22 protein-coding genes are annotated in these 22,360 nt (G+C 53.1%); 19 read left to right on the top strand and 3 right to left on the bottom strand.

Going from position 1 to position 22,360, the window contains the following annotated elements; genetic code table 11:
- Nucleotides 1-263: 263 nt before the first annotated feature.
- The gene (locus NSU18_RS09080; protein ID WP_341148829.1) at nucleotides 264-2,087 is read right to left on the bottom strand and encodes an acyltransferase; all 1,824 of its coding nucleotides are present in this window, start codon (nucleotides 2,085-2,087) and stop codon (nucleotides 264-266) included.
- Between the two features lie 111 nt (nucleotides 2,088-2,198).
- Here NSU18_RS09080 and NSU18_RS09075 point away from each other — a divergent pair, with 111 nt between their 5' ends.
- The 3 genes from NSU18_RS09075 to nspC all read left to right on the top strand — a co-directional run bounded on the left by NSU18_RS09075 (nucleotide 2,199) and on the right by nspC (nucleotide 5,934).
- Complete coding sequence (locus tag NSU18_RS09075; RefSeq protein WP_341020316.1) at nucleotides 2,199-3,050, top strand: AraC family transcriptional regulator; 852 nt, start codon at nucleotides 2,199-2,201, stop codon at nucleotides 3,048-3,050.
- 521 nt (nucleotides 3,051-3,571) lie between these two features.
- Complete coding sequence (locus NSU18_RS09070) at nucleotides 3,572-4,771, top strand: saccharopine dehydrogenase family protein (protein ID WP_036702452.1); 1,200 nt, start codon at nucleotides 3,572-3,574, stop codon at nucleotides 4,769-4,771.
- A 26-nt stretch (nucleotides 4,772-4,797) separates the two neighbouring features.
- Nucleotides 4,798-5,934, top strand: a complete 1,137-nt coding sequence (gene nspC / locus NSU18_RS09065; RefSeq protein ID WP_341151012.1) for a carboxynorspermidine decarboxylase — start codon at nucleotides 4,798-4,800, stop codon at nucleotides 5,932-5,934.
- A gap of 454 nt (nucleotides 5,935-6,388) precedes the next feature.
- Here nspC and NSU18_RS09060 read toward each other — a convergent pair whose 3' ends face one another.
- Nucleotides 6,389-6,622, bottom strand: a complete 234-nt coding sequence (locus NSU18_RS09060; protein WP_341148828.1) for a copper amine oxidase N-terminal domain-containing protein — start codon at nucleotides 6,620-6,622, stop codon at nucleotides 6,389-6,391.
- A gap of 138 nt (nucleotides 6,623-6,760) precedes the next feature.
- On the opposite strand from NSU18_RS09060, the gene NSU18_RS09055 reads away from it, so the two are divergent.
- Together NSU18_RS09055 and NSU18_RS09050 are read left to right on the top strand one after the other, a co-directional pair.
- Nucleotides 6,761-7,384, top strand: a complete 624-nt coding sequence (locus NSU18_RS09055) for a deoxynucleoside kinase (protein ID WP_341020321.1) — start codon at nucleotides 6,761-6,763, stop codon at nucleotides 7,382-7,384.
- Nucleotides 7,381-8,034: a deoxynucleoside kinase gene (locus tag NSU18_RS09050; protein ID WP_341020322.1), complete on the top strand. Its 654-nt coding sequence runs from the start codon at nucleotides 7,381-7,383 to the stop codon at nucleotides 8,032-8,034. Before NSU18_RS09055 ends, NSU18_RS09050 begins: the two co-directional genes overlap by 4 nt.
- A gap of 261 nt (nucleotides 8,035-8,295) precedes the next feature.
- On the opposite strand, the gene NSU18_RS09045 is transcribed toward NSU18_RS09050, so the two are convergent.
- A complete protein-coding gene (locus NSU18_RS09045) occupies nucleotides 8,296-8,715 on the bottom strand; it encodes a prepilin peptidase (RefSeq protein WP_341020323.1) in 420 nt (139 codons plus the stop codon).
- 157 nt (nucleotides 8,716-8,872) lie between these two features.
- Here NSU18_RS09045 and NSU18_RS09040 point away from each other — a divergent pair, with 157 nt between their 5' ends.
- Genes NSU18_RS09040 through NSU18_RS08975 form a run of 14 tightly spaced genes read left to right on the top strand, consistent with a single transcriptional unit; the run spans nucleotide 8,873 to nucleotide 22,223 of the window.
- Entirely contained in the window at nucleotides 8,873-10,255 is a 1,383-nt protein-coding gene (locus NSU18_RS09040; RefSeq protein ID WP_341148827.1) for a hypothetical protein, read from the top strand.
- Nucleotides 10,256-11,140, top strand: a complete 885-nt coding sequence (locus NSU18_RS09035; RefSeq protein WP_341020325.1) for a hypothetical protein — start codon at nucleotides 10,256-10,258, stop codon at nucleotides 11,138-11,140.
- Nucleotides 11,122-11,949, top strand: coding sequence for a hypothetical protein (locus tag NSU18_RS09030; RefSeq protein WP_341020326.1), 828 nt, complete (start codon nucleotides 11,122-11,124; stop codon nucleotides 11,947-11,949). Before NSU18_RS09035 ends, NSU18_RS09030 begins: the two co-directional genes overlap by 19 nt.
- Before the next feature lie 14 nt (nucleotides 11,950-11,963).
- Entirely contained in the window at nucleotides 11,964-13,430 is a 1,467-nt protein-coding gene (locus NSU18_RS09025; protein ID WP_341148826.1) for an ATPase, T2SS/T4P/T4SS family, read from the top strand.
- Complete coding sequence (locus NSU18_RS09020) at nucleotides 13,408-14,391, top strand: hypothetical protein (RefSeq protein WP_341148825.1); 984 nt, start codon at nucleotides 13,408-13,410, stop codon at nucleotides 14,389-14,391. The genes NSU18_RS09025 and NSU18_RS09020 overlap by 23 nt, the downstream gene beginning before the upstream one ends.
- On the top strand, nucleotides 14,388-15,269 hold the full coding sequence (locus tag NSU18_RS09015; protein WP_341148824.1) for a hypothetical protein: 882 nt from the start codon (nucleotides 14,388-14,390) through the stop codon (nucleotides 15,267-15,269). The genes NSU18_RS09020 and NSU18_RS09015 overlap by 4 nt, the downstream gene beginning before the upstream one ends.
- A gap of 25 nt (nucleotides 15,270-15,294) precedes the next feature.
- Nucleotides 15,295-15,510, top strand: a complete 216-nt coding sequence (locus NSU18_RS09010) for a hypothetical protein (protein ID WP_341148823.1) — start codon at nucleotides 15,295-15,297, stop codon at nucleotides 15,508-15,510.
- A gap of 21 nt (nucleotides 15,511-15,531) precedes the next feature.
- On the top strand, nucleotides 15,532-16,011 hold the full coding sequence (locus NSU18_RS09005; protein WP_341148822.1) for a hypothetical protein: 480 nt from the start codon (nucleotides 15,532-15,534) through the stop codon (nucleotides 16,009-16,011).
- A gap of 32 nt (nucleotides 16,012-16,043) precedes the next feature.
- A complete protein-coding gene (locus tag NSU18_RS09000; protein ID WP_341020334.1) occupies nucleotides 16,044-16,532 on the top strand; it encodes a hypothetical protein in 489 nt (162 codons plus the stop codon).
- Nucleotides 16,533-16,553: 21 nt separating this feature from the next.
- Nucleotides 16,554-16,790 carry an EsaB/YukD family protein gene (locus tag NSU18_RS08995; protein WP_341148821.1) on the top strand — a complete coding sequence of 79 codons (237 nt, stop codon included), beginning with the start codon at nucleotides 16,554-16,556 and terminating at the stop codon, nucleotides 16,788-16,790.
- Between the two features lie 4 nt (nucleotides 16,791-16,794).
- Nucleotides 16,795-17,631, top strand: a complete 837-nt coding sequence (locus tag NSU18_RS08990; protein ID WP_341148820.1) for a DUF5050 domain-containing protein — start codon at nucleotides 16,795-16,797, stop codon at nucleotides 17,629-17,631.
- A gap of 11 nt (nucleotides 17,632-17,642) precedes the next feature.
- On the top strand, nucleotides 17,643-21,536 hold the full coding sequence (gene essC / locus NSU18_RS08985; protein WP_341148819.1) for a type VII secretion protein EssC: 3,894 nt from the start codon (nucleotides 17,643-17,645) through the stop codon (nucleotides 21,534-21,536).
- Nucleotides 21,537-21,572: 36 nt separating this feature from the next.
- The gene (locus NSU18_RS08980) at nucleotides 21,573-21,899 is read left to right on the top strand and encodes a WXG100 family type VII secretion target (RefSeq protein WP_341020339.1); all 327 of its coding nucleotides are present in this window, start codon (nucleotides 21,573-21,575) and stop codon (nucleotides 21,897-21,899) included.
- Nucleotides 21,900-21,932: 33 nt separating this feature from the next.
- On the top strand, nucleotides 21,933-22,223 hold the full coding sequence (locus tag NSU18_RS08975) for a WXG100 family type VII secretion target (protein ID WP_036702412.1): 291 nt from the start codon (nucleotides 21,933-21,935) through the stop codon (nucleotides 22,221-22,223).
- The last annotated feature ends 137 nt before the right edge of the window (nucleotides 22,224-22,360 follow it).

The following is a 22,360-nucleotide window of genomic DNA, read 5'->3' as shown; positions in this document are numbered from 1 at the left end:
GTATGTTAAAAACAGCATACACTGTGGTGGCACGCAGGTATATGGCCCGAATGTATGCGGAAAACAGCATACATTGCGGTGGCACGCGGCGCACGGCCCAAATGTATGCGAAAAACAGCATACATTTTGTTAGCGCGAAGGAAGTCCTATCCATCCGTTAATTATCCTGCTATTTCTCGCTGAAACGAACCGTCCTTAAATAGGACGGTTCGTTTCCACTTATGCCGTAAGTTCTGGCCGCCTTATGGGCACAAGTTCCGCGCTTATAAGGATAGTGAGAAGGCAGGCTCCAGTCGGTGAACTCCCTTCGGGGAGTATCCTAGGGCGGAGCTTAACCCGCACAGATCAGCCAGCAGATAAATGATGCTTAGCCACATTTCCGTGCCTTGCAGGCCGGTCTCCTGCTGCCGGGACAGCTGAAAGGCGAAGCCGCGTCCGGGAACCCAGAAGGGCAGTACTTCGCCGAGCAGCTTCTCCGCCCAGGCGCGGATCTCCGTCTGGCGGTAATCACTCTGCTTCCGGCAGAGCCAGAGCGGGTGGACGACATCCAGCACGTTGCAGGCATTCAGTACATCCAGGTGGAAGAAGCGGCGGTCCCGGCTGTGAGCCAGCACGGTATCGATGCTGCGCTCCGGGTACGGCAGGGGCAGGCCGAACTGGGCATAGGTAGCGCGGGTAAGCCGGTAAAAGCCGTTCACCGGCTGCAGCCAGCCCTCCTCCGCAGTAGGCAGACCCCACAGCCCAGAGTCGCGGCGGCAATGCGTGGCCAGCCAGCCGAACAGATCATCCGGGCGCCTGCCGGAGCCGAAGGATTTCAGATTGTGATACAGGCCGGTAGCATAGCAGTCGATCCAATCGCCGGCGCCCCAGGCATTCTCCACCCATGGCAGACTATTAAGCTGCCGATACAGTGTAGCGGTATCCATATTCCCGGCCACGGCTACAGGATAGGGCAGAGCAGAACCTAACACCTCTAGCGCGTAGCCTACAGCGAGAAGATGATAACGCGAGAGATGATCGGTTAACAGCTCCGGCTGATCCTCCGGCCCGGGCGGTGACCACGGATCGGGCAATAATCCGGTCCAGCTGTCCTGGAACTGGTGTAAGGTGGCGATCAGCTCCCCCTTCGTCCAGCCGGGCGGCAGACTGCCGAACATGGCAGCAATCTCCACAGCATCGCAGTACGCTCTTATGGTCCGCCCCGCTCCCGGCCGGTCACGGAACAGCTTCTCTCCCTCTAACGTTTCGGAGTAGAACGCAAGCACGGGAGTTAGCTGCTCCTGCACCTGCTTGCTGAAATTCGCGAGCTGCTCATACAGGCTTATAGGAGCAGGCTCCGCTCCGCCAAGCGGCGGTACCCCGCTGCCCGTTCCCGCTCCTTCAAGCTTAGCGGTATCTGTCTGGTATTGAGCAGACGTCGGTCCCTGCGCATTCGCTACATGCTCTGCATATTCGCCAGCGTGCTCTTTCATCTCTATTGCTGCACCCTTCTTATGAACTTCTGGCACTGTCTCCCTAGCCAGACGGCTGCGGATCAGCCTGGCCGGATTGCCGCCGACAATGCTGTACGCCGGTACATCGCGGGTCACGATGGCCCCCGCCGCAACAATGCTGTGCGAGCCGATCCGCACTCCGTCAAGAATCACGGCATTCGCCCCGATCCACACATCGTCTTCTATAACGATGCCCTTAACAGTCAAAGGCTGGCGGAAGACCGGAACATCCGTCACAGCATAGCCGTGATTGAAGCCGTATAGACTTGCATGGGAAGCGATCCGCACGCCATTACCCATGGTAATATCGCCTGAGAGTACGCTATAGCTGTTAATAGAGCAGTCGCTGCCTGTGACCAGCCGTGTGCTGCGGACAATCGCACCTCCTGCGATGTAGCTCCGGTCGCCGAGGGTCAGCTGATCCGGCAGCACGATGGCTTGCGGCGAGACGAAGCAGGCTTCACCGAAGGTGCATGGATAATCGGCAGCAAGCTGCTGCTGGTGCCGTTTCTGCTGAAGCTGTTCCTGTTCTGACAGGCCAATCCAAGGCATGTAATCCAGGGCTTGTACTGAGGGGGATTGTGGTTCAGGCATCCTGCATCTCTCCTTCATCATTCCAGTGGTTAATGCCCTAAGTGTAGCAATGAATGTTGGGGAGGGGCATGGTATAATGAACAGAATTGGCATGTCAAAAACGCTTCAGAAATGACAGGCCGGGAAACGGAGGAGCTATACATGGAGGAGATTCCGCAGAATCTGGTGCTGGACATCCACTGGATTCATGACAAGACGACCTTCCCGCACTGGAGGGATATCCGTCAGAATATACATGTGCACAGCCTGTACTGGATTCAGGAGGGAGAGGGGGTATTTAGAACAGACACAGAGGAGCACCCGGTGTCGCCGGACATGCTGTTCTATCTGAGGCCGGGACTGCCCATGGAGATGAGCAGCGGAGGCGGGGAGCCTTTGCGCATCACCATGATCCTGCTCTCGCTGTATACGTTATCGCCTTCAGCGGACAATCAGGGGAGGGTAGAGCCGCTTCATGAACTGCCCTTGCCGTTCCGCCTGAAGCCCGGGAGGGAGCCGGGCAGAGCGCTGGGTCAGCTCTTCCGCCAGATTGCCGGCGATTTTGTTCCTGGCAGTCCCGGAAGCCAGCTTAAGACTCAGGCGCTGCTCTATGAGCTTTTGTACGAATTATTTCAGGCTAAGGAGAGCGGCCATCCTGACCGGGGGCAGGGATACGAATTATTCTTACGGATGAAGGAGGAGCTGGAGCGCCGCTACAGTGAACCCTTGCAGATCCATGAGCTGGCGGTGCGCTACGGGATATCCCCCTCGTATGTGCGCAGTCTTTTTCAGCAATATCTGCACAAGAGTCCCAAGGGGTATTTAAGTGAGATCCGCTATGAGCATGCGAAGAAGCAGCTGATGTACACCAGGCTAACCCTGAAGGAGATTGCGGGCGCCTGCGGATACAGCGATGAGTTTCATTTCAGCAAAGCCTTCAAGCAGCTCAGCGGACAGCCGCCGTCTGCGATGAGGTCTGGTTAATCCTGCAACGCTCAGGTATGACAGAGGTATGGGAAAGACAGGGTTACGCATAATAAACGAATGGACCGGATCAGATCACTTAACATTGGGCGACCTTTACACTTATCAGTTAACGGCAGCGAAAAACGGGTAAGTTATTATAATGTGCCTCATTTGCACTTTTATCCGGCTGGCCTTGCTTAAATTTGAAATAAAAATGTTGAACAACACCGCCGTTGTGATATAATTGTCCGGTTGGCCTGATGCACTGAAATATGGACGGAGCCCTAAGCTGGTTTTCAATTTATTAAGGTTAAAAGCGAAGGAAAACGAAGGATTTCAGTGTAATGAAGTGAATTACAGAGTATTAATGTAGAAAACTGCAGATTTTACACGGAAGATCACAGTTTTTGTCGGATTTTATTGATTTATTGAGAAAGTTTCTGTATAATCAGCGTTGTTGATTTTTCATAGGATGTAGCCTGTTCCAGAGCAGCAAGGCTAATAACTAATAACTTAAGCATAATTAGGGGGTTATTAATTTGGGAAAAGCGTTAATTATTGGCGCTGGCGGTGTAGCGAGCGTTGTTGTTCATAAATGCTGCCAGAACCCGGATGTATTCGAGGAGATTTGCATTGCCAGCCGTACGGTGTCGAAGTGCGATGCGCTCAAAGAGAAGCTGGACGGGGGCCTGACCAAGATTTCTACGGCCAAGCTGGATGCTGACAACACGGAAGAAGTCATTGAGCTGATCAAGAGCTTCCAGCCGGATGTCGTGATTAATGTGGCTCTTCCTTACCAGGATCTGACGATCATGGATGCCTGCCTGGCTACCGGAGTGCACTATGTGGATACAGCGAACTACGAACCGCAGGATACTGCGAAGTTTGAATATTCCTGGCAATGGGCTTACAAGGAAAGATTCGAGAAGGCCGGAATTACAGCGCTGCTCGGCAGCGGCTTCGATCCTGGCGTAACCGGTGTATTTACGGCTTATGCGCAGAAGCATTATTTTGACGAGATTCATACGATTGATATTGTGGATGCGAACGCAGGCGACCACGGTTATCCGTTTGCGACCAACTTCAATCCTGAGATTAATATCCGCGAGATTACTGCGAACGGACGTTACTTCGAGAATGGCGAGTGGATTGAGACAGCGCCGCTGTCCGAGAAGAAAGTATACGATCTCCCGGAGATCGGCCCGAAGGATATCTACCTTTTGTACCATGAAGAGTTAGAATCGCTGGCTGTTAACATTCCTGGCGTGAAGAAGATCCGCTTCTGGATGACCTTCTCGCAGAACTATCTGACCCACCTGAAGGTGCTTGAGAATGTCGGCATGACTTCTATTGAGCCTATTAATTATGAAGGTAAAGAGATTATTCCTTTGCAGTTCCTGAAGGCCATTCTGCCTGACCCGGCTTCCCTGGGACCAAGAACCAAAGGAAAAACCAATATCGGCTGTATCATTCAAGGAACCAAAGACGGCCAGCCTAAGACCTATTATGTCTACAATGTCTGCGATCATGAAGAGTGCTATAGAGAGGTTGGCTCACAGGCCATTTCCTACACTACCGGCGTTCCTGCGATGATTGGGGCAATGATGATTATCAAAGGCATCTGGAACAAACCGGGCGTACACAATATCGAAGAGTTCGATCCAGATCCGTTCATGGATGCTCTTAACAAACACGGCCTGCCTTGGCAAGAAGATTTCTCGCCGACGCTGCTGGATTAAGGCGCATGGCCATGAAGAACAAGGACATCGATATTGATATCAGCAATCTGCCGTCCCCGGCGTATCTGGTGGATGAACGGCTGCTGACGAAGAACCTGAAGACCCTTAATTATGTGCAGGAGAAGAGCGGAGCCAAGATTCTTCTTGCGCAAAAAGGCTTCTCCATGCACGCTATGTACCCACTGGTCGGCAAATACCTGCATGGCGTAACCTCCAGCTCCCTGTTCGAGGCCCGGCTGGGCTTCGAGGAGATGGGCAAAGAGGTGCATGTCTATGCACCCGCTTATGTCGACCGCGAGTTTGATGAGCTGCTTCGCTATAGCGATCATATGGTTTTCAACTCTTTTGATCAATGGAGCCGCTTCAAGCAGCGAGTGCAGAACGCGCCGAAGCAGATCAGCTGCGGCATCCGCGTCAATCCGGAGTATTCCGAGATTGAAGTGCCGCTGTACGATCCTTGCTACAACTTCTCCCGTATGGGCGTAACCCTGCCGAACTTCCGGCCGGACGAGCTGGACGGCATTGACGGCCTTCATTTCCACACGATGTGTGAACAGAACTCGGACACGCTGGAGCGTACGCTTAAGGTTGTGGAAGAGAAATTCGGCCAGTACCTGCACGGGATGAAATGGCTGAACTTCGGCGGCGGGCATCATATTACACGTCCTGACTATGATCTCGACACCTTAATCAAGTGCATTCTGCACATGAAAGAGACCTACAACGTGGAGATCTACCTGGAGCCGGGAGAGGCTGTTGCCCTGAACACCGGCTATCTGGTTGCGACGGTACTCGACACCATGCATAACGGCATGGATATCGCGATTATCGATACTTCGGCTGAATGCCATATGCCGGATGTGCTGGCGATGCCTTACCGCCCTGGCATCATCGGTGCCGGAGAACCGGGCGAATTCGCCCACACCTACCGGCTTGGCGGCATGACCTGCTTGGCAGGCGATATTATCGGCGATTATTCCTTCCCGGAACCGCTGAAATACGGCGATAAGCTGATCTTCACCGACATGGCGCATTACTCCATGGTGAAGAACCATATGTTCAACGGCGTCAACCTCCCGGCCATTGCTTCCTATAATGAAGCAGAAGGCCTCAAGGTGATCCGCGAGTTCGAATACAGTGACTTCAGCGGACGGTTGTCTTAATCGGGTAGATGATAATAATAGAAGCGCCCCTTCAGCTTTGGCTGAGGGGGCGCTTTTTGGGTGGGGGATGGAAGGGGCGGCTTGCTAACGGACAGTCTGCGATATTGCCAATTGTCGCTCCGCTCCCCGCCGCTGGAAATCCTGCAAAAAATGCAACATTACTGCCCCCGATCCGTCCATCTGCCTGAAATCCTGCACAAAATGCAACAATAGGCTGGTCTGACCCGACAAACCGCGGGAAATCCTGCAATAATTGCAACAATCCCTACCTTTACTCCTGAGCCAGCCAGAAATCCTGCATTTTGTGCAACATTTGGATTTTATGCCGAGCCTCTGCTTTCCTTGTATATTTGCACTAGCAAAAAAAGCTGACAGACTATTTCCCATCATAGATGAGAATAGCCTGTTAGCTTCAGCTTGTAACTAAGCGAAGAATATTATTCTTTCCATCCTATTACTTCAAGCTTATCGCAATTCTGCCCTCCTGCGGCAGCCAATCGACCTTAGCACCAAGCTGTTCGCTGATGAAGCGCAGCGGCAGGTAGACGGAGCCGTTAACGACAAACGGCTTATTGGCCAGAGTTACACTTTTACCATTTGCGGTTGTCGCTCTGGTCACGGTGTTGATTACAATAGTTAGCAGGGATGGGTAAGCAGCGGTGCCGGTAATGTTTGCAAATTTGTCCATAGAATATTACTGAATATAGACGCTGCACAGGTACGGAAAGTTTCTTTGAAAATTAACCGTTGCTGACGGCGCTCCTGTGGTACAATAATTTAGTCTGTTTTTTGGAATTGTCCGTACTTGAGGAGGAAATCAGCGTTAATGAAACATGCACCCTTTATAGCCGTGGAAGGCCCGATTGGAGCCGGTAAAACCACCCTCGCCACGATGCTCGCCACCGAACTGCAGCTTCCGGTCATTAAAGAAATTGTCGACGAGAATCCGTTTTTGGACAAGTTCTATCAGAATATGGACGACTGGAGCTTCCAGCTTGAGATGTTCTTCCTCTGCAACCGGTTCAAGCAGCTGGAAGACACGACTGTGCAGTACATAGATCAAGGGAAGCCGGTCATTTCGGATTATCATATCTATAAGAATCTGATCTTCGGGGAACGGACGCTGAAGGGAGCGAAACGGGACAAATACCGGGAGATCTATCATATTCTGACCGATGATTTCCCCAAACCGAACATCATTCTGTATATCCGGGCGGATCTGGATACGCTGTTGGCCCGGATTGCCAAGCGCGCGCGTACCTTCGAAGAGATCATTGCCCCTGCCTACCTCCAGCAGTTAATTGAGGATTATGACGATGCGATGGCCTCACTGGCCCGCCGCGAACCGTCCACCGTAATCGTTACCATCGACGGAAATCAGGTGGATTTCGTAGCAAATCCCGAAGATTTCAACACCATCGCAAAGCAAGTAAAGGAGCTTATGAAATGAACAGTTACAACATCCCAGAAAACGCAATTATCACGGTTGCCGGTACCGTAGGCGTCGGCAAGTCGACGCTGACCGCAGCACTCGCGCAGCGCCTGAATTTCCAGACCTCGCTGGAGCAGGTGGATCATAACCCGTATTTGGAGAAATTCTATCACGATTTCGAGCGGTGGAGCTTCCATCTGCAGATCTATTTCCTGGCGGAACGCTTCAAGGAGCAAAAGAAAATGTTCGAGCTGGGCGGCGGATTCGTGCAGGACCGTTCGATTTATGAGGATACCGGAATTTTCGCAAAAATGCACGCCGACCAAGGGACCATGTCCCCGACAGATTACGCAACCTACACCAGCCTCTACGAGGCTATGGTGATGACGCCATACTTCCCGCATCCCGATGTGCTGATCTATATTGAAGGCAGCCTGCCTTCGATCCTGACCCGCATCAATGAGCGCGGACGCGAGATGGAGATCCAGACTGATGTCTCCTACTGGGAGCATATGCACGGCCGCTATTCCCAGTGGATCAATGAATTCAGCGCCTGCCCGGTGCTGCGGCTGAATATTGACGAGTACGATGTGCATGATCCCGCTTCGGTGTCTGCTATCCTGGAGCAGGTAGGGCGGACAATCGGACAGCAGGCAGCGAAGGCATAAAGAGGATGATATACGAAAAAGAGCGTTTCACAGCCGATAGAGACTGTGGAACGCTCTTTTTCGTTTGGACGAACGTTTAGTTCGAATGATCTACACAATAATAAGCTGTCTACGGTCAAATTTTGCTATCTGTTGGTCCGCGTAATAATTCGCATTTGCACCTTAATTTGGGTAATAGGGCCTGTTTCAAATCACCTGCCATTGGATTAATTAAAAACAGAAGGAAATATTACCAATTGAGAAAAGCTAAATCAAATGAAGTTAATACATAATGAATACGGTCAGAATGACAGGAACAGCAAGAAAAGGAGCGAAGGGAACGGAGCCTGGAAGGTTGTGTCCAGCTGTCCGCTTGAGCAGCAATACCAGAGCACATAACATACAAGCCGCACCGAACAGGACCAGATTCAGGAGTCCTCCCAGCCATACCCCTGCAGCCGAGATCAGCTTAATATCTCCTGCTCCTATCGAACGGGAGTGCCTGCGCAAGAGAAGAAGGGGGGCGGCAGGAAGAAGTAAGCCGCTCAGGGAGTTCAGAAGAGAGCCGTACAGAATCATATGAAGAATACCCGTTCCCAGAATTAAGGCTGCCAGCAGGTTGGGAATCCTGCGCCGGCGGATATCACTTAGACTGCATAAGGTCAGTAGTAGCATAAGGCTGGATAACAATAGGAGTTTCATATAGGGACACCGCCTCGGATTCTGTGTGCTGTGCTGGGTTTTGTGATATGCACTATTAGTCGTTTTATGGAAAATGTTCTCATGATGTGTCGCCCTGTGTCAAGGCTGTCAGCCCGGGTGGCTTGCCAGGCAAAATTACAATGAAAGAGGATTGAGGATGAGGGTACTTCTACTCGCAGGTACAGCTCACGGGTACATCACTGCCCATATCGCTGATCCGTGGACAACTATGAATGAAGGAGGCCTGCGGGTCCGGGAGACAGCCGGATACTTGCAGAATCTTACGATTCCCGGGCCGGACGCTATTGTGATTACAGACGAAGGATTGCCGGACGGACTGGCTGCTGACATGGCGTATATTCATACTCTGCTAGAGCATCTATCCCAGACCCGGGAAGGCACTCCGGTAATTATATTCACGAGAGACCCGGGTCAGAGAGAAGCTTGGTCATCACTTGCAAGACAATATGCGAAGCTCAGTGTTCATGAATATTATACACCCAGGCTGCCGGCCTCAGTGCTGAAGCAGGCTTTAGCACAGCTTGGAGATCGTCAGAGGAATAAGGGGCGGGGATCAGGCAGCCAGGATATACGCTCTACGCAAGGCAGCGGGAATGAATCAGGTGAGCTGAAGGGCAAGAAGCGTTCTTTTCTGGACCGGTTCCGTTCCAAAGGTAAGGATGCCGAAGCGATCCAGTCCACTGACCCGCTCTCCCGGGAGCTGGCGAACATTAGCCGGGGGATGAGCCGGGTCGTGGCGGTGACCGGACACCGGGGCAGCGGGCTGACGAGCACCGCGGTCAATCTGGCGGCAGAAGCTGCCAAGCGCGGGCTGAACACGATCCTTGTCGATATGGACGCTGAATACAGAGGGCTTAACCTCTATTTCAGCGGCTTCGATGAACAGGCGCGCAAGGATGAGCATCTGGGGAGCTCCTTGATCCGGATGCTGGCGAAGCCGCAGGAATACAGGACCAATGCTTTTCCTGTCCAAGGAAATCTATGGATCACTACACTCAGCTACGGGTTCCAGGACCAGCGGGCCATTCAGCAATTCTATACCAGCGAGAAGCTGGCCGGGTTGTTATCGGCACTGCGGAATAACTTCAACCTTGTGGTGCTCGATCTCCCGCTGGATGCCATGCGGCAGATGGAGAGTGCGCTCATTCATATGGATACCTTCGCGCTGTGTGTGCCTAACAACCTGTATTCAGTATTAAGCACCCTGCGGAATATTGAATTAGTGCTTACAAGGGATTCTGCCGCCTATCTGAATGCCAAGACCAAAGTGATTGTCACCCGCTATAATCACAGCTTTCGCTTTCACGGTGACCTGTTTACCCCGGAGAAGGTCGCAGAGCTCCTTGGCTCGGGCCTGAGTGACAGCTTCCGGTTCGAACCGGCACTGGCCGGATACGTGCCCGCCAGTGCCGAATTTGACCAGCAAATCGAAAGGGATATCCCGATTGTGAACAGCGGGCCGGAGTTCGAGCGGGCGTTCGGCACCATACTTCTTAGATTAATGGAGGGTTCGGGGTAGATGGATATTAGAGGTGTAAAAAATGTGGCTCCCAACCGGAATCTGCTGAAACGAATGGGTGCAGTGCTGTTCAGTCTGACCGTCATTGCCGTCTCATACATAGTCATTACCAATGCCAGCCAGGATGCCCGTGATACGGTAGAGGTGCTGCGGCTGACTCAGAAGGGGGGGCTGCCCGCCTTTACGGTGCTGACAGACAAGCAAGTGGAGACCTATAACATTATCCGCACAGAGTATACACCGGATATGGTATCAGCGGACAAGCTCCCTGACGTACTGGGCAAGTTCACGAAGTATTATATGCGCGACAATAGTGTCCTGTATGAGGATCAGCTGCTGGATGAGAAGCCGGTCAAGAATGAATGGCTGTATAAGCTGGGTGAGAAGCAGGAAGTCCTCACCCTGCCTTACAACTTCCTTGAGGCTGGCGGAGACATTCTGATGCCTGGAGACCGTGTCCGTATCCGTGTATCTTACAATGTGGAAGAAGCAGTGGCTTCTGGCGCAGGAGGCAATCCCAATGCCGTATTCAACCCTTCACAGTCCTCCGTCACGAAGACCGATATTCTGTTCGACAGTATTGTCATCAAGGATATGCTCAACGCGAGCAGCCATTCGATCTATGAGGTATACAAGGAAGTGCTGAAGCTGAGCGAGGATAAACGGCAGGAGGTCATGCGCAGCGACGATTTCCTGAAGAACATTCAGCCCAAGGCTCTGCTGCTGGAAGGCTCAGGTGAGGAGATTAACAAGTATGCCAAATACAAAAGCCTGGACAGCAAAAGCTTTCTGATTACGATGCTCAGCAGAAGCGGCAGCACGGTAATTATGGATGAGCTGCCTACACTGCAAAATGAGGTGGAATCATGGATCGAAAAGAAGTAAAGAAGCTGGAGAGCATCTTCCGCAAGATATCCTCCAAGGAGCTGGTCGGAGCCGAGTTCCGGGACAGCCCGCTAATCTATAGCGTTATTGGCTTCTTGCCGGCCTGTGAGGGTACAGATCAGGCCATGCTGATCGGCAATTTAGGCTATCTGCTGGCACAACAGGGCTTCAATACCTGTATCGTGGATTTTAAAGTGTTCAATCCGAATCTCTATTATCTGTTTGGTGTTGACCCTCCCGCCAGAGGAAAAGGGCTGATCCGGGTGCTCAAAAGCGATAAAGCGGATATGCGTGAGGATATTGCTCCTACCTCTGAGGAGAACCTGTATCTGCTCTCTCCCAGTCCCTATGATCTGCTGGAGGAATACTTCGAATTTGGTTTCGCGCATATTGAACAGGTATTAGCCACACTTAAGGGGATGTTCGATATTGTCCTGCTCGACATCCCATATAATCCCCCACTCGAATTCTGCACGGGGGCGATGAAGCATTGCCATATTGGATATTTCACAGCAGCCGAGCGGATCGAGGCTCCGGGCAATATGACCAAGCTTCTGGACTTCGCCGCCTCCATCGGCATCAGCACAGCCAAGTTCACCAGTGTCATTATGATGAACCTGCATGAGATCGGGCTGGACTATAAGGTGTTCAAGCAGATGGGCTTTCAGATCGCAGCAGCACTGCCCTTCGTGAAGGCTGCAGCGGCATACACCCAAGACGGCAAGCTCTACGTTAAAGATCATCCGCTGCAAAATAAGGCATTTATGAAGGAAATGAACCGTCTGAGGGATGCCATCATTAATCAGTGAAGGAGGCCTGAGCCTTGCTAACCCGGGCAAAAGTAAGCGAAATGCAGCAGAAGTTCTCGCACCACAGCATTCAAGCGGAAGATATGGATGCACTCAAAAATAAATACACAACGATCAGCTTCGAGGAAGCGCTGGAATTGTGCCAGAAATACATTAGCAAGGCAGCAACGAATGCCTTCCGCCGGGAGAGAGACCCGGTCCGCAAACGGGAAATGACCCAAGGCTATATTATGGAGTTCGTCGATAGCCAGAAGCCCAGCGTGGAGGGCTATAGCGGACTACAGTCCCTCAAAAATGCGCTGATTAATGAAATCACGCACTACGGTCCGATCACCGAAGCCATGGAGGACCCGCAAATTGACGAGATCCGGGCCAACGGGCCGGAACAGATCTTCGTGGAGACCGGCGGTAAAACGCTGCGCTGGGAACAGCATTTCACGGACCGCGAACATATGGAGCGCATCATATCGAAGTTAATTGGAGTATCAAAGATGCGCCTAACACCGAAGGTTCCGATGGTGAATGCCCGGACGGTGGAAGGGTACCGGGTGAATGCCACACATGCGGAAATCTCGCCCTATGAGCTGCCTGCTTTTGTCATCCGTAAATTCAGCAAAAAAAGTCTCACTCCGGCCATGATGATTCAAGAGCAGAGCTTCTCCGTCAACATGTTCCGGCTGCTCTCTCTAATTCCCAAAGCAGACCAGTCATGGATTACCGTAGGTCCAACCGGCAGCGGTAAAACTACGCTAAATGAAGTGCTAGTGAAGCAGATTCATCCGCTCTCCCGGATCATCACGATTGAGAATCCGTCCGAGATGCGGCTGCACCGCCGGGATGGCGGAGAATTCGGCCCCGTCATCAATGATGTGCTGCAGTACGAATCCGTGCCTGAAGAGGATGATGCCAGTCCTGCTACGATGGAGAATCTGCTGATTAATGCGATGCGGCAATCTCCCCATTGGATTGGGCCGGGCGAGCTGCGGACCCCGGGTGAATTCGCCACTGCACTGCGGGCGGCACAGACCGGGCATTTCTTCTTCACCACACTCCATGCCGAAGGGGATGAGGAGGCGATCTACCGCTTCCTGACGGCCTATCTGATGGTCTCCAATGAACCGGCTGAGCTTGCCTTGCGCAACATTTGCAGTGCAGTCCGGTTCGTAATCTACCAGGAGAAGCTGGCTGACGGGACCCGCAAGGTCACGTCGATCTCAGAGATTCTGGGATCAGAAGGCTTGAAGCCGCTGATCAATCCGATTTATAAGTTCATCTATGATGATGTGGTGGAAGAGGCGGGAGGCACCAGGGTGGTCCAAATCATCGGGCGGCATAAGCGGGTGGGTAAGCTCTCTCTGCGTGCCCAGGAGTCTATGATTAAGGCCGGCATTAAGCGCAGCCGGTTTGAATTCCTCACCCGGGAGCCCCTCGAGGATGAAACGGAGGGGTATGCATTCGATGAATGTGAACTTACTCATTAGTGTGCTGCTCGGCGCTTCAGCCTTTGTGCTGTACAATACCGTGTTTCAGGTACGCTTCTTCGAGGGCTCTCTTCACCGCCTCTTAGATTTGCTGGACACGGTGGCTGAGCATCTTGGTAAATACAATACCAAGCGTTACGTGGCCCGGATTAAGCGGGAGCGCATCGTCAAGCGGAAGGAGAACCCGGTCGCGAAATACAACCGGCTGGTGGAAGGGCTGATTCTGGATTTCAACCTCCCGGTTACCCTGGAGAGCTTCACCTCGCTGCTCTGCATTTCTTTTGCGCTGGTCGCTGTAGTCATTGTGTTCTTCATGAACAGCGTTACGTTGTCGGTAGTTGTAACGATCTCGATCTTTGTCGGCCTAATGACCTGGTTCGTGATGCAGTCCAAGATCATCCGTGCCCAGGATATCGAGAATATTATGGACGCAGAGGACCTGATCTGTCCGCTGGCCCGGGACGGCGTGCTGGTCGCAATTAAGAAGGTGATGGAGAGTGATGAATACATCAGCCCCAACATCCGGGTCTATCTCCGGCAGTTCATAGATAACTGCGAGAATAACGGATACAGCTTCAGGCAGGCCATCACCCTGCTCAACCGGCAGCTCGGTCCCAAGTTCGATGATTTTACGAAGAAGGCGATTGTGTTTGAATATAACGAACGCAAGGGAATGGCTGACATATTCCTGGATATTGTCGATGAGAATGCGGTGCTGCGGGAGATCAATGCGCGTAAGGAGACGATTTTCCGTAAAATGAACCGCGATTTCCTGATGAAAACCGTCATTGTACTGCTATTCTTCATCTACGCTCTGTCCATTGACGGATTTCGCGAGTTCATGCTGGACACGCAGGCCGGGAAGCTGATTAACACCATGATGATCTGTGTAATCTGCCTGAGCTTTGCCCGCACCCAGGCGCTCCAGGGGAACCTTGGGGGAGGAAGTGACCGTAAATGATCTTTATCGCCAAGGTGTGTGCCTTAACGTCCATTCTGTATTTGATTAAGCTGTTTCTCCTGCCCATGCTGAAGCCGGTAAGCGGGCGCAAAAAGAAGCGTGCACGCCGGTTCATGAACGAACGTAAAAGCACGCAGCTGAAGCAAAGAGTAGCGCTGTATAAAAAGAATTTTGCCCTGAAATATATGACAGGACTTGTAGGCACAGCGGACCGCATCCGCTTCCGCAAGATGATCGACCGGCTGGAGCTGGCGGTCCGGCCGGAGGAGATCCGGTTGAATCAATGGCTCTACGCTTCTGGCGGAATCCTTCTGACCCTCGTGCTGGGCAGTGCCAACCGGCTGCTCGGCTGTGTGACCGCCATCTTCATTCTGCTGGGCTGGATCTATCCGGTGAAGAGCCTTGAAGAACGCATTGAGAAGAAGAACCGCAATATCTCGCTTGATTTCCCTGCCTTTTACAGCATGGTCTACTACCAGTACTCCAAATCCATCAATATCTATCTGGCCGATGTGATTCGTGATTACCTGCCCCATGCGGGCCAGGATATGGCCGAAGAGCTGGGTGTGATGCTGGACAATATTGAATACGGTGAGGAATATGCGCTGAAGCAGCTCAAGAAACGGGTTCCGATGCGTTATGTGATCAAGTTCTGCGACATCATGGAGACCCGCCTTAGAGGCTATGACAATGTCTCCCAGATGGTGTACCTCAAGAATGAGGTCAATCAATTCCGGGTGGAAGCGCTGGAGAAGGAGCTGCTGCGGCGGGAGCGCAGCAATGCACGAATTCAATGGATACTAATTATTGTGTTGTTTGTGTACATTGCCATTTATTATCTGTTCCTGGTCAGAGGTTCACTGGAAATGTTTCAATAAATTTTATATTCGGAGGTTGAACAATATGGAGAAGAATTCGCAGAACGTGGCTAAGTCTAAGAATCAAGAGAGCTTTTGGACAGAGGAACGCGGGGATATCGGGGTGAAGCAGATTGCGCTTACCGTAGCGGCTATCGTCATTATCGGTGCGGCTATCGTAATTGTGCAAGGGAATTTGAAGACTTGGATCACTGATATTTGGGATCTGTTCATGAAGCAGATTGAGAAATTCACACAGTAATCTGAAGGAGGTACACCGGCTATGCGGGGTGTCGCAAAATCCTTTCTGGTCGCGATTGTGGTGGCAGCCAGCATTATGGTGTTCACCAATCTGGTGTTCTTCTTCCCATGGTACATGACCCTGGTCATCGAGACCTTCAACCTGTCACAGGTCGCTGCCGGAGATAATTATATCAAGCAATCCTATTATGATGATGCGCTGAAGCGTCTGAAGGAGCGCCCGCTCTACAGGGAGCACCCGGATCAGATCGAGGTTGAGGCCTTGAATGAAGATAACGGCAGGGCCATCGGCAACGATGACGAGACGGTCTATGCCAATGCTACCGAGCTGGAGAAGCCCTACCGTCAGCGGGGCGAGCCCGTGACGGTCACGGTACGCGCAGTTTATCCGCTGAGCGTCAGGTTATGGGGGGAAGAGATCCGCACGGAGATTCCCGTATCCTTCTCGCTGACCTCAGTCGGGCTGAAGCACTATAAGGATCTGGACTATTATTTCGATTAACTCACTGAGATGAGAAGCGGGGACTGAAGGACTTGAGAACATTCGCGGTGTCCATTCTGATCGCTGTGATGCTGTCCATCCTGATTGCACCGCTCACCGAAGTGTTCAATATTTCACGCGAGCAGATTGTGCTGAGTACGGCGCTTAATAACGCGCTGCGTTCTGCCAAGGACCGGAGCCTGGTCTATGAGAAGCTGCGGGGGCTGGATGCGGAGGTGGATGAAGAACGTTTCGCGGAGTATTTCGCTGAAGCATTCGGTGCAGCGATGAAAGCCGGACTGACCAGGAATGAGGGCGGGCAGCTAACCTTCACAGGTGAGCAGCAGGCGATACAGGTAACTCTTGAATTTAGACATGAGACTGAGGGCTGGAATGAGCGGGAAACCACAGAAGTACATGTCCGGGCAGAAGTCCCTTATGTATTCAAGACCAGCTATTTACGGCTGGCCCGTGAAGCCGGGCAGGATGTGGATTTCGTTATGACAGGCGAGCGGATGACTGTACTCTCTGTGAAGAATTAAGGATCGGAGGAGACGAGGCTGATGGAATATGTGATGGTCACGTTGAAGGCAGGAACGGTGGAGGCCGATTTGAAGCTGCCCGCGGAGATCCCGGTATCTGAACTGCTGGAGATGCTGGAGGAGCCGCTTGTGCTGAAGCAGCCGCAGAGAGGCAGGCTGCAGGCAGAGCCGCTGGGCCGTATTCTGGAGAGCGCACGTTCACTTGAGGAAGAGGGTGTCAGCCACGGCGCGCTGCTGACACTGATAGGAGAGGAATGACAGCATGAACGATAATATTGCAGGCGGCGGACTTCTGTTACAGAGTCCGGGTGCGTTCTACATCACGGATCTCTGCGGGACGCTGGAGCCGGAACCGGGCACTTACCTGTTAAACAGGGATGAAGGCTCAGCTGCAGGGCTGCCGGGAATCCTCTGGTTCATGAATGAAGCGGGCGGCATGCTGTTCGCCAGTGACCAGAGCCGTGGCAATGTCCTGGTTAGAGTGGATACGGGAACACAGGAGCTGAAAGTGGTGCTTCAAGAGCCTTGCCGCGAGATCAGGCTCCAGGCAGGTTGGCTGTATTACATCAACGAGAAGGATGGCAGATTGTACCGCTGCCTGCCGGATGGACGCAAGCCCGAACGCCTTACGGACAGTGTGGTGCAATGCTATACGATCTTGGGAGAACAGCTCTATTATGCTTGCGCACAAGGTATCTATAGTTGTCCATTGGAGGGTAACCGCTCTACCCGGCTGACTGAGGGAGGCGCTGCTTATCTGCAGACTTGCGGAGCACGGCTCCTGTATGCGGATCTGACGAACGGACATGCTTTGACGCTGCTTGATCCGCTGTCCGGTGAGCGTGAAGCCTACCCGGACCTGATTCCGCTCAGCATGATCAGTGAAGGTGGTTACATCTACTGCTGCAATGCGGGCAATGACGGCTCGATTTATAGACTTGATCTGAAGTCTGGTGAGAGCCTGCGCATCTATGGGGAACGTGCAGACCGCATACATAGGGTTGACGGGCAACTGTTCTTTGTTCACCAAGAGTCTTGGTACACCATGCCACTGTCTGGCGGACAGGCGGTCCGCTTTCAGGCAGACAGATTTCGTTAAGGGGGATGAAGATGGCAAAAGTATACGAATTCAGCCGCCAGCCGAGATTTTTACCGGATATGCCTGGCGGTGAACTGGAAATTCCGAATCCTCCGCATGCCTATGCCAAACCGGAGATCGCCTGGATGGCACTGCTGGTGCCCCCTGCCGTAATGCTTGTCATTACAGTGCTTCTGGCCCTGACAGCCCAGTCTATGTATATGATGCTCTCCATTGCCATGACGGTAACCACGCTTCTGTTCTCCTTCACGGGTGCAGCGTCACAGATCCGTAAGTATAACCGGCAGAAGAAGGAGCGGGAGCAGAAGTATCTGCAATATATTGCCGATGTCCGGGCCGAGCTGTCACTGGCCCGGACCCAGCAGAGCAAGGCGCTGCACGAGATGAACCCGGAGCCTGAGGCTTGCCTGCACAGACTTCAGCATCATGACAGCAAGCTGTGGGAACGGACGCCGGTTCACCAGGATTTCCTCTCCTTGCGGCTGGGGGTAGGCAGTGTGCTGTCCGCTCTGCGTGTCGTATACAACAAGCAGGCAGTCGTGCTGGAGAACGACCCGCTGCTGATGGAGCCGCACCGGCTGGCGCTGGAGTTCGCCAAGGTTCCTGATGCACCGGTTACGGTTAACCTGCTGGAAGCTGAAATCTGCGGCCTCGCAGGGGAAACAGAGCGAACCCGGCAGCTGCTGCAGCAGATGGTCCTGCAGTTGGTGACGCATCACGGATACGACGATGTGAAGCTCGTGCTGCTGGTGCCGGAAGAACGGGTTCAAGACTGGAGCTGGCTTAAGCATCTGCCCCATGTGTGGAATGAAGATTTCACCACCCGTTACCTGCTCTGCGGCCGGCCTATGGCTCATCCTGTACTGGGTGAATTGCAGGAGATTCTGAGAGAGCGGGAGCTGCGCACGGTTCCCGGCAGCCTGCATCCGCATTATGTCTTTATCATTGAAGATCCTTCGCTGCTGGAGAATGAACCCATCTACAATTATCTGTATAACGGGAATGCGAGGCTGGGTGTATCCTCAATGTTCATTGCAGCCAATAAGGCCTATCTGCCGATGAACAGCCGCATCGTAATCCATATGAACAACAAGAGTGCTGAGCTGGCGGATAAGATATCGGGAGTCAAGCTGACTTTCGTACCCGATCAGGTGAATACGAGAACGCTTGAACAGTCGGCCCGTAAGCTGGCCCCTCTACGTCTGCGGTCCACAGGAGCCGCGTTTGCTCTTCCTGCTTCGGTCACCCTGCTGGACATGCTGGGGGTCCGTACCGTGGAGGAACTGGATTTCCCGTCCATTTGGAACCGCAACAAGACGTTCAGGGGAATGAGTGTCCCTATTGGTGTCCGTGCAGGCGGAACCTCATTCCGCCTGGATCTGCATGAGAGCGGGCATGGTCCCCATGGTCTGGTAGCTGGAACCACAGGCTCGGGCAAAAGCGAGCTGCTTCAGAGCCTGATTATTTCACTGGCGATCCACTATCATCCGCATGACCTGGTTTTTGTCCTGATTGACTACAAGGGCGGCGGGATGGCTGATGTATTCCGGGGACTCCCTCACCTGGTGGGGACGATTACCAACCTGGGCGGGAATGAGACGAACCGGGCGCTGCTCTCTATCAAAAGCGAGCTGCTGCGCCGCCAGCGGCTGTTCGCTGAACAAGGGGTCAACAATATCGACCGCTATCAGAAGCTGTATCATAACGGAGGAATGGAACGTGGCATGACGCCTATTCCGCATCTGATCATGATTGCCGATGAATTCGCGGAGCTGAAGCAGGATCAGCCCGACTTTATGAAGGAATTGGTCAGTGCCGCGAGAGTAGGGCGAAGCCTGGGGGTGCATCTGATCCTGGCTACGCAGAAGCCGGCAGGAATCGTGGATGATCAGATCTGGAGCAATGCGAAATTCAAGATCTGTCTGAAGGTCCAGGATGAAGCGGACAGCAAGGATGTTATTAAGCGTCCGGATGCGGCAATGATCAAGGAGCCGGGGCGGGCGTTTATCCAGGTGGGGAATGACGAGATCTTTGAGATGTTCCAGTCGGCTTACTCTGGAGCGATGTATGAACCTGGCAACGTGCAAAGGCATCACCTCCGGCACAAGCGCATTTACCGGCTGCAGCTCAACGGCAAACAGGAGCAGATCTATCCGCTGGATGAAGAGAAGCTGCCTGAGATGGAGGTACCAAGCCAACTGGAGAGCGTGGCCCTATGGCTGGCAGCTTCAGCACAGAGTGCGAACATTCACCCGCTCCCCGGACCCTGGCATCCTCCGCTCCCTGAAACGGTGCATTTAGGGGAATTGTACAAGGCTGGCGGGGGCTGGAATGAAACCGGCGGCTGGCCGGCAGTCAAGGAGACGCTAAGTATCCCTGCTGGACTTGCAGATGACCCGCGCGGGCAAAGGCAGGAAGCATTGATGCTTGATTTGGCGGGGGAAGGCAATCTCTTCATTTACGGTGCGCCAGGCACGGGCAAAACGATGTTGCTGAGAACCTTATGCTTGTCAGCGGCGTACCGGTATTCACCGGAAGACGTACATCTGTATTTGATGGATTGCGGAGGATCTTCGTTCAAAGCGCTTGAAGCGCTGCCCCATTGCGGAGGCGTGATGACGCTGGAGCAGGAGAAGACTATTCTCCAGTTTACTAAGTTCCTGTTCCGCACCATGAATGAGCGCAAGCGGATTTTTGAGGACAGCGGGGCGGATGGCTTTGCCGATTACCGGGCAAGGATCGGCAAGCTGGCGTCTTTGGTTCTTGTGATTGACAACTACTTCGCCTTATCGGAGACCTATGAGGAACTGGATGAGCAGATGGTGGTGCTGGCGCGGGAAGGGACCAAATATGGAATCTATATGGTGGTTACGGCTACCAATGCTTCGCTTGTGCGCTATAAGTTCGCCATCAATTTCAAGAATGCCATCAGCCTGCAGATGACGGAGAAAAGCGAATATGAAATGATTGTCGGCCGCACGGAAGGCCTGGAGCCATCACGCGCGGCCGGCCGGGGACTTGTGCGCGGCAAGCCTCCGCTGGAGTTCCAGACGGCATTGCCGCTCCTGCCGGAGCAGAAGCATGGTGGAGTAGAGCAGTGGATACTTCACTTGCGTAAACAGGCAGACGCCGGGCTGTTAACGGAAGCACCGCGAATTCCGGTGATGCCAGCATCCATCGACATAAGGAAGCTGAATGAGGCTTGTGCCCTGCCGGAAGGGCGGCTGGCGATTGGACTTGCAGATGGCGACCTTCAGCCTGTCGTCCTGGATCTGGACACAACACCTATCGTTATGGTAGCCGGAGATCCCATGTCCGGTAAAAGCACATTGCTGGTATCCTGGGTCACACAGCTGCTGAGACAGTCTGGGAAGACCGCCATCTATGCGCTTGATTCGGGGAGTATGGGAATCTACAGTGTGCTGGGGCAGCCCGGCGTAACGGATTTGGCAGGCGTAGAAGATATGTATGCCTTCGTAGAAGAAATCAAGAATGAGCTGGAGGCCAGACGCCGCTCCCTGCTGGAGGTCAAGAGCAGAGGCGGTGCAGCCGAAGAGCTGCTTGCCTCATGGCCGCGTATCGTCTTCGTCATTGACCGGCTTACGGAGTTCACGAATGGTGATCTCTATGCCTTGAAAGAATTGCTGGAACGAATGGTGAAGCAGGAACGGGCGCTTAAGGTTGCCGTTATTGCCGGAGATAACACCTCCGAACTGGCCGGGAACTGGGACGGACTCGGAAAGGCGGTCCGCGAGGAACAATGCGGACTTCAGCTGGGCAGCCTGAAGGATCAGAATCTGTTCAATGTCCGGTTGCCTTACGGTGAGAAGGAGAAGGATCTGGAGCCGGGCGATGGCTACCTGATTCTGAAGAATAAATACTCGGGTATCCGTACGGCCACTTAGGGCCTGCGTGTAGTCCTAATTGAGGAGGTGAGCTTGTTGCCTACGCCGCAAGAAATCCGCCGGCAGTCAGGAAATGTAAGCAGTGCGGCGGAGGATATCCGCCGGGAGCAGAGTAAGAATGACAGCAGTGCCGCTCAGAGCATCAGCTGGTGGAAGGGCGGAGCCGGGGATACTTACCGCAGCGAGTATCAGGAGATTACCCGGGATGTAACCCGTTTGCTTGGACAGATGCGGGAGCTGCAGAATCAGCTGCAGGCCCTGGCGGGCGCTGTCCAGCGGGCTGACGATGAACGCAGGGCGAAGGCGAAGGCGGAAGAAGAGGCCCGCCGTGCGCTGGCCGCAGCCGCTGCGAGGAAGAAGTAACGGCAATAGATTCCACGAAGGGAGGTGAATCGAATGGTGAAACAGGTGTTCAGTCCTGAGCAGGCTAGAAGTGTAGCCAGTTCCATTAAAGCTAAAGGCCAAAGTGCTAAAGATATCATCAACAAGCTGGATAGTGAGATCAAAGCTGCTGAAGCATGGTGGCAAGGTGAATCCTCCAAGGCCTTCATTGAGGAATTTAACCAGTTGAAGCCGTCGCTCGACAAGCTGGTCGAGTGTGTGAATGGCATCAGTATGCAATTGAACAAGGTAGCAGAGATCAAGGAACAAAGCGATCGCGATATTGCCAGCCAGCTTCGCAGATAGAAGCAGGCGAAATATAGGTATAGGCGGCCGGAAGCATAAGCTTCCGGCGCGGCTATGCTTATCATACATAACTTCAGAACATCAGACATCATGAAAGTGATGGTTCAGACATAGAAGTGAAGCAGGCGGAAGGAGGG

Source organism: Paenibacillus sp. FSL H8-0048 (assembly GCF_038002825.1).
Classification (GTDB): Bacteria; Bacillota; Bacilli; order Paenibacillales; family Paenibacillaceae; genus Paenibacillus_AQ.
The sequence above is the reverse complement of the archived record's forward strand: the minus strand, read 5'-3'. Positions and strand labels throughout refer to the sequence as shown.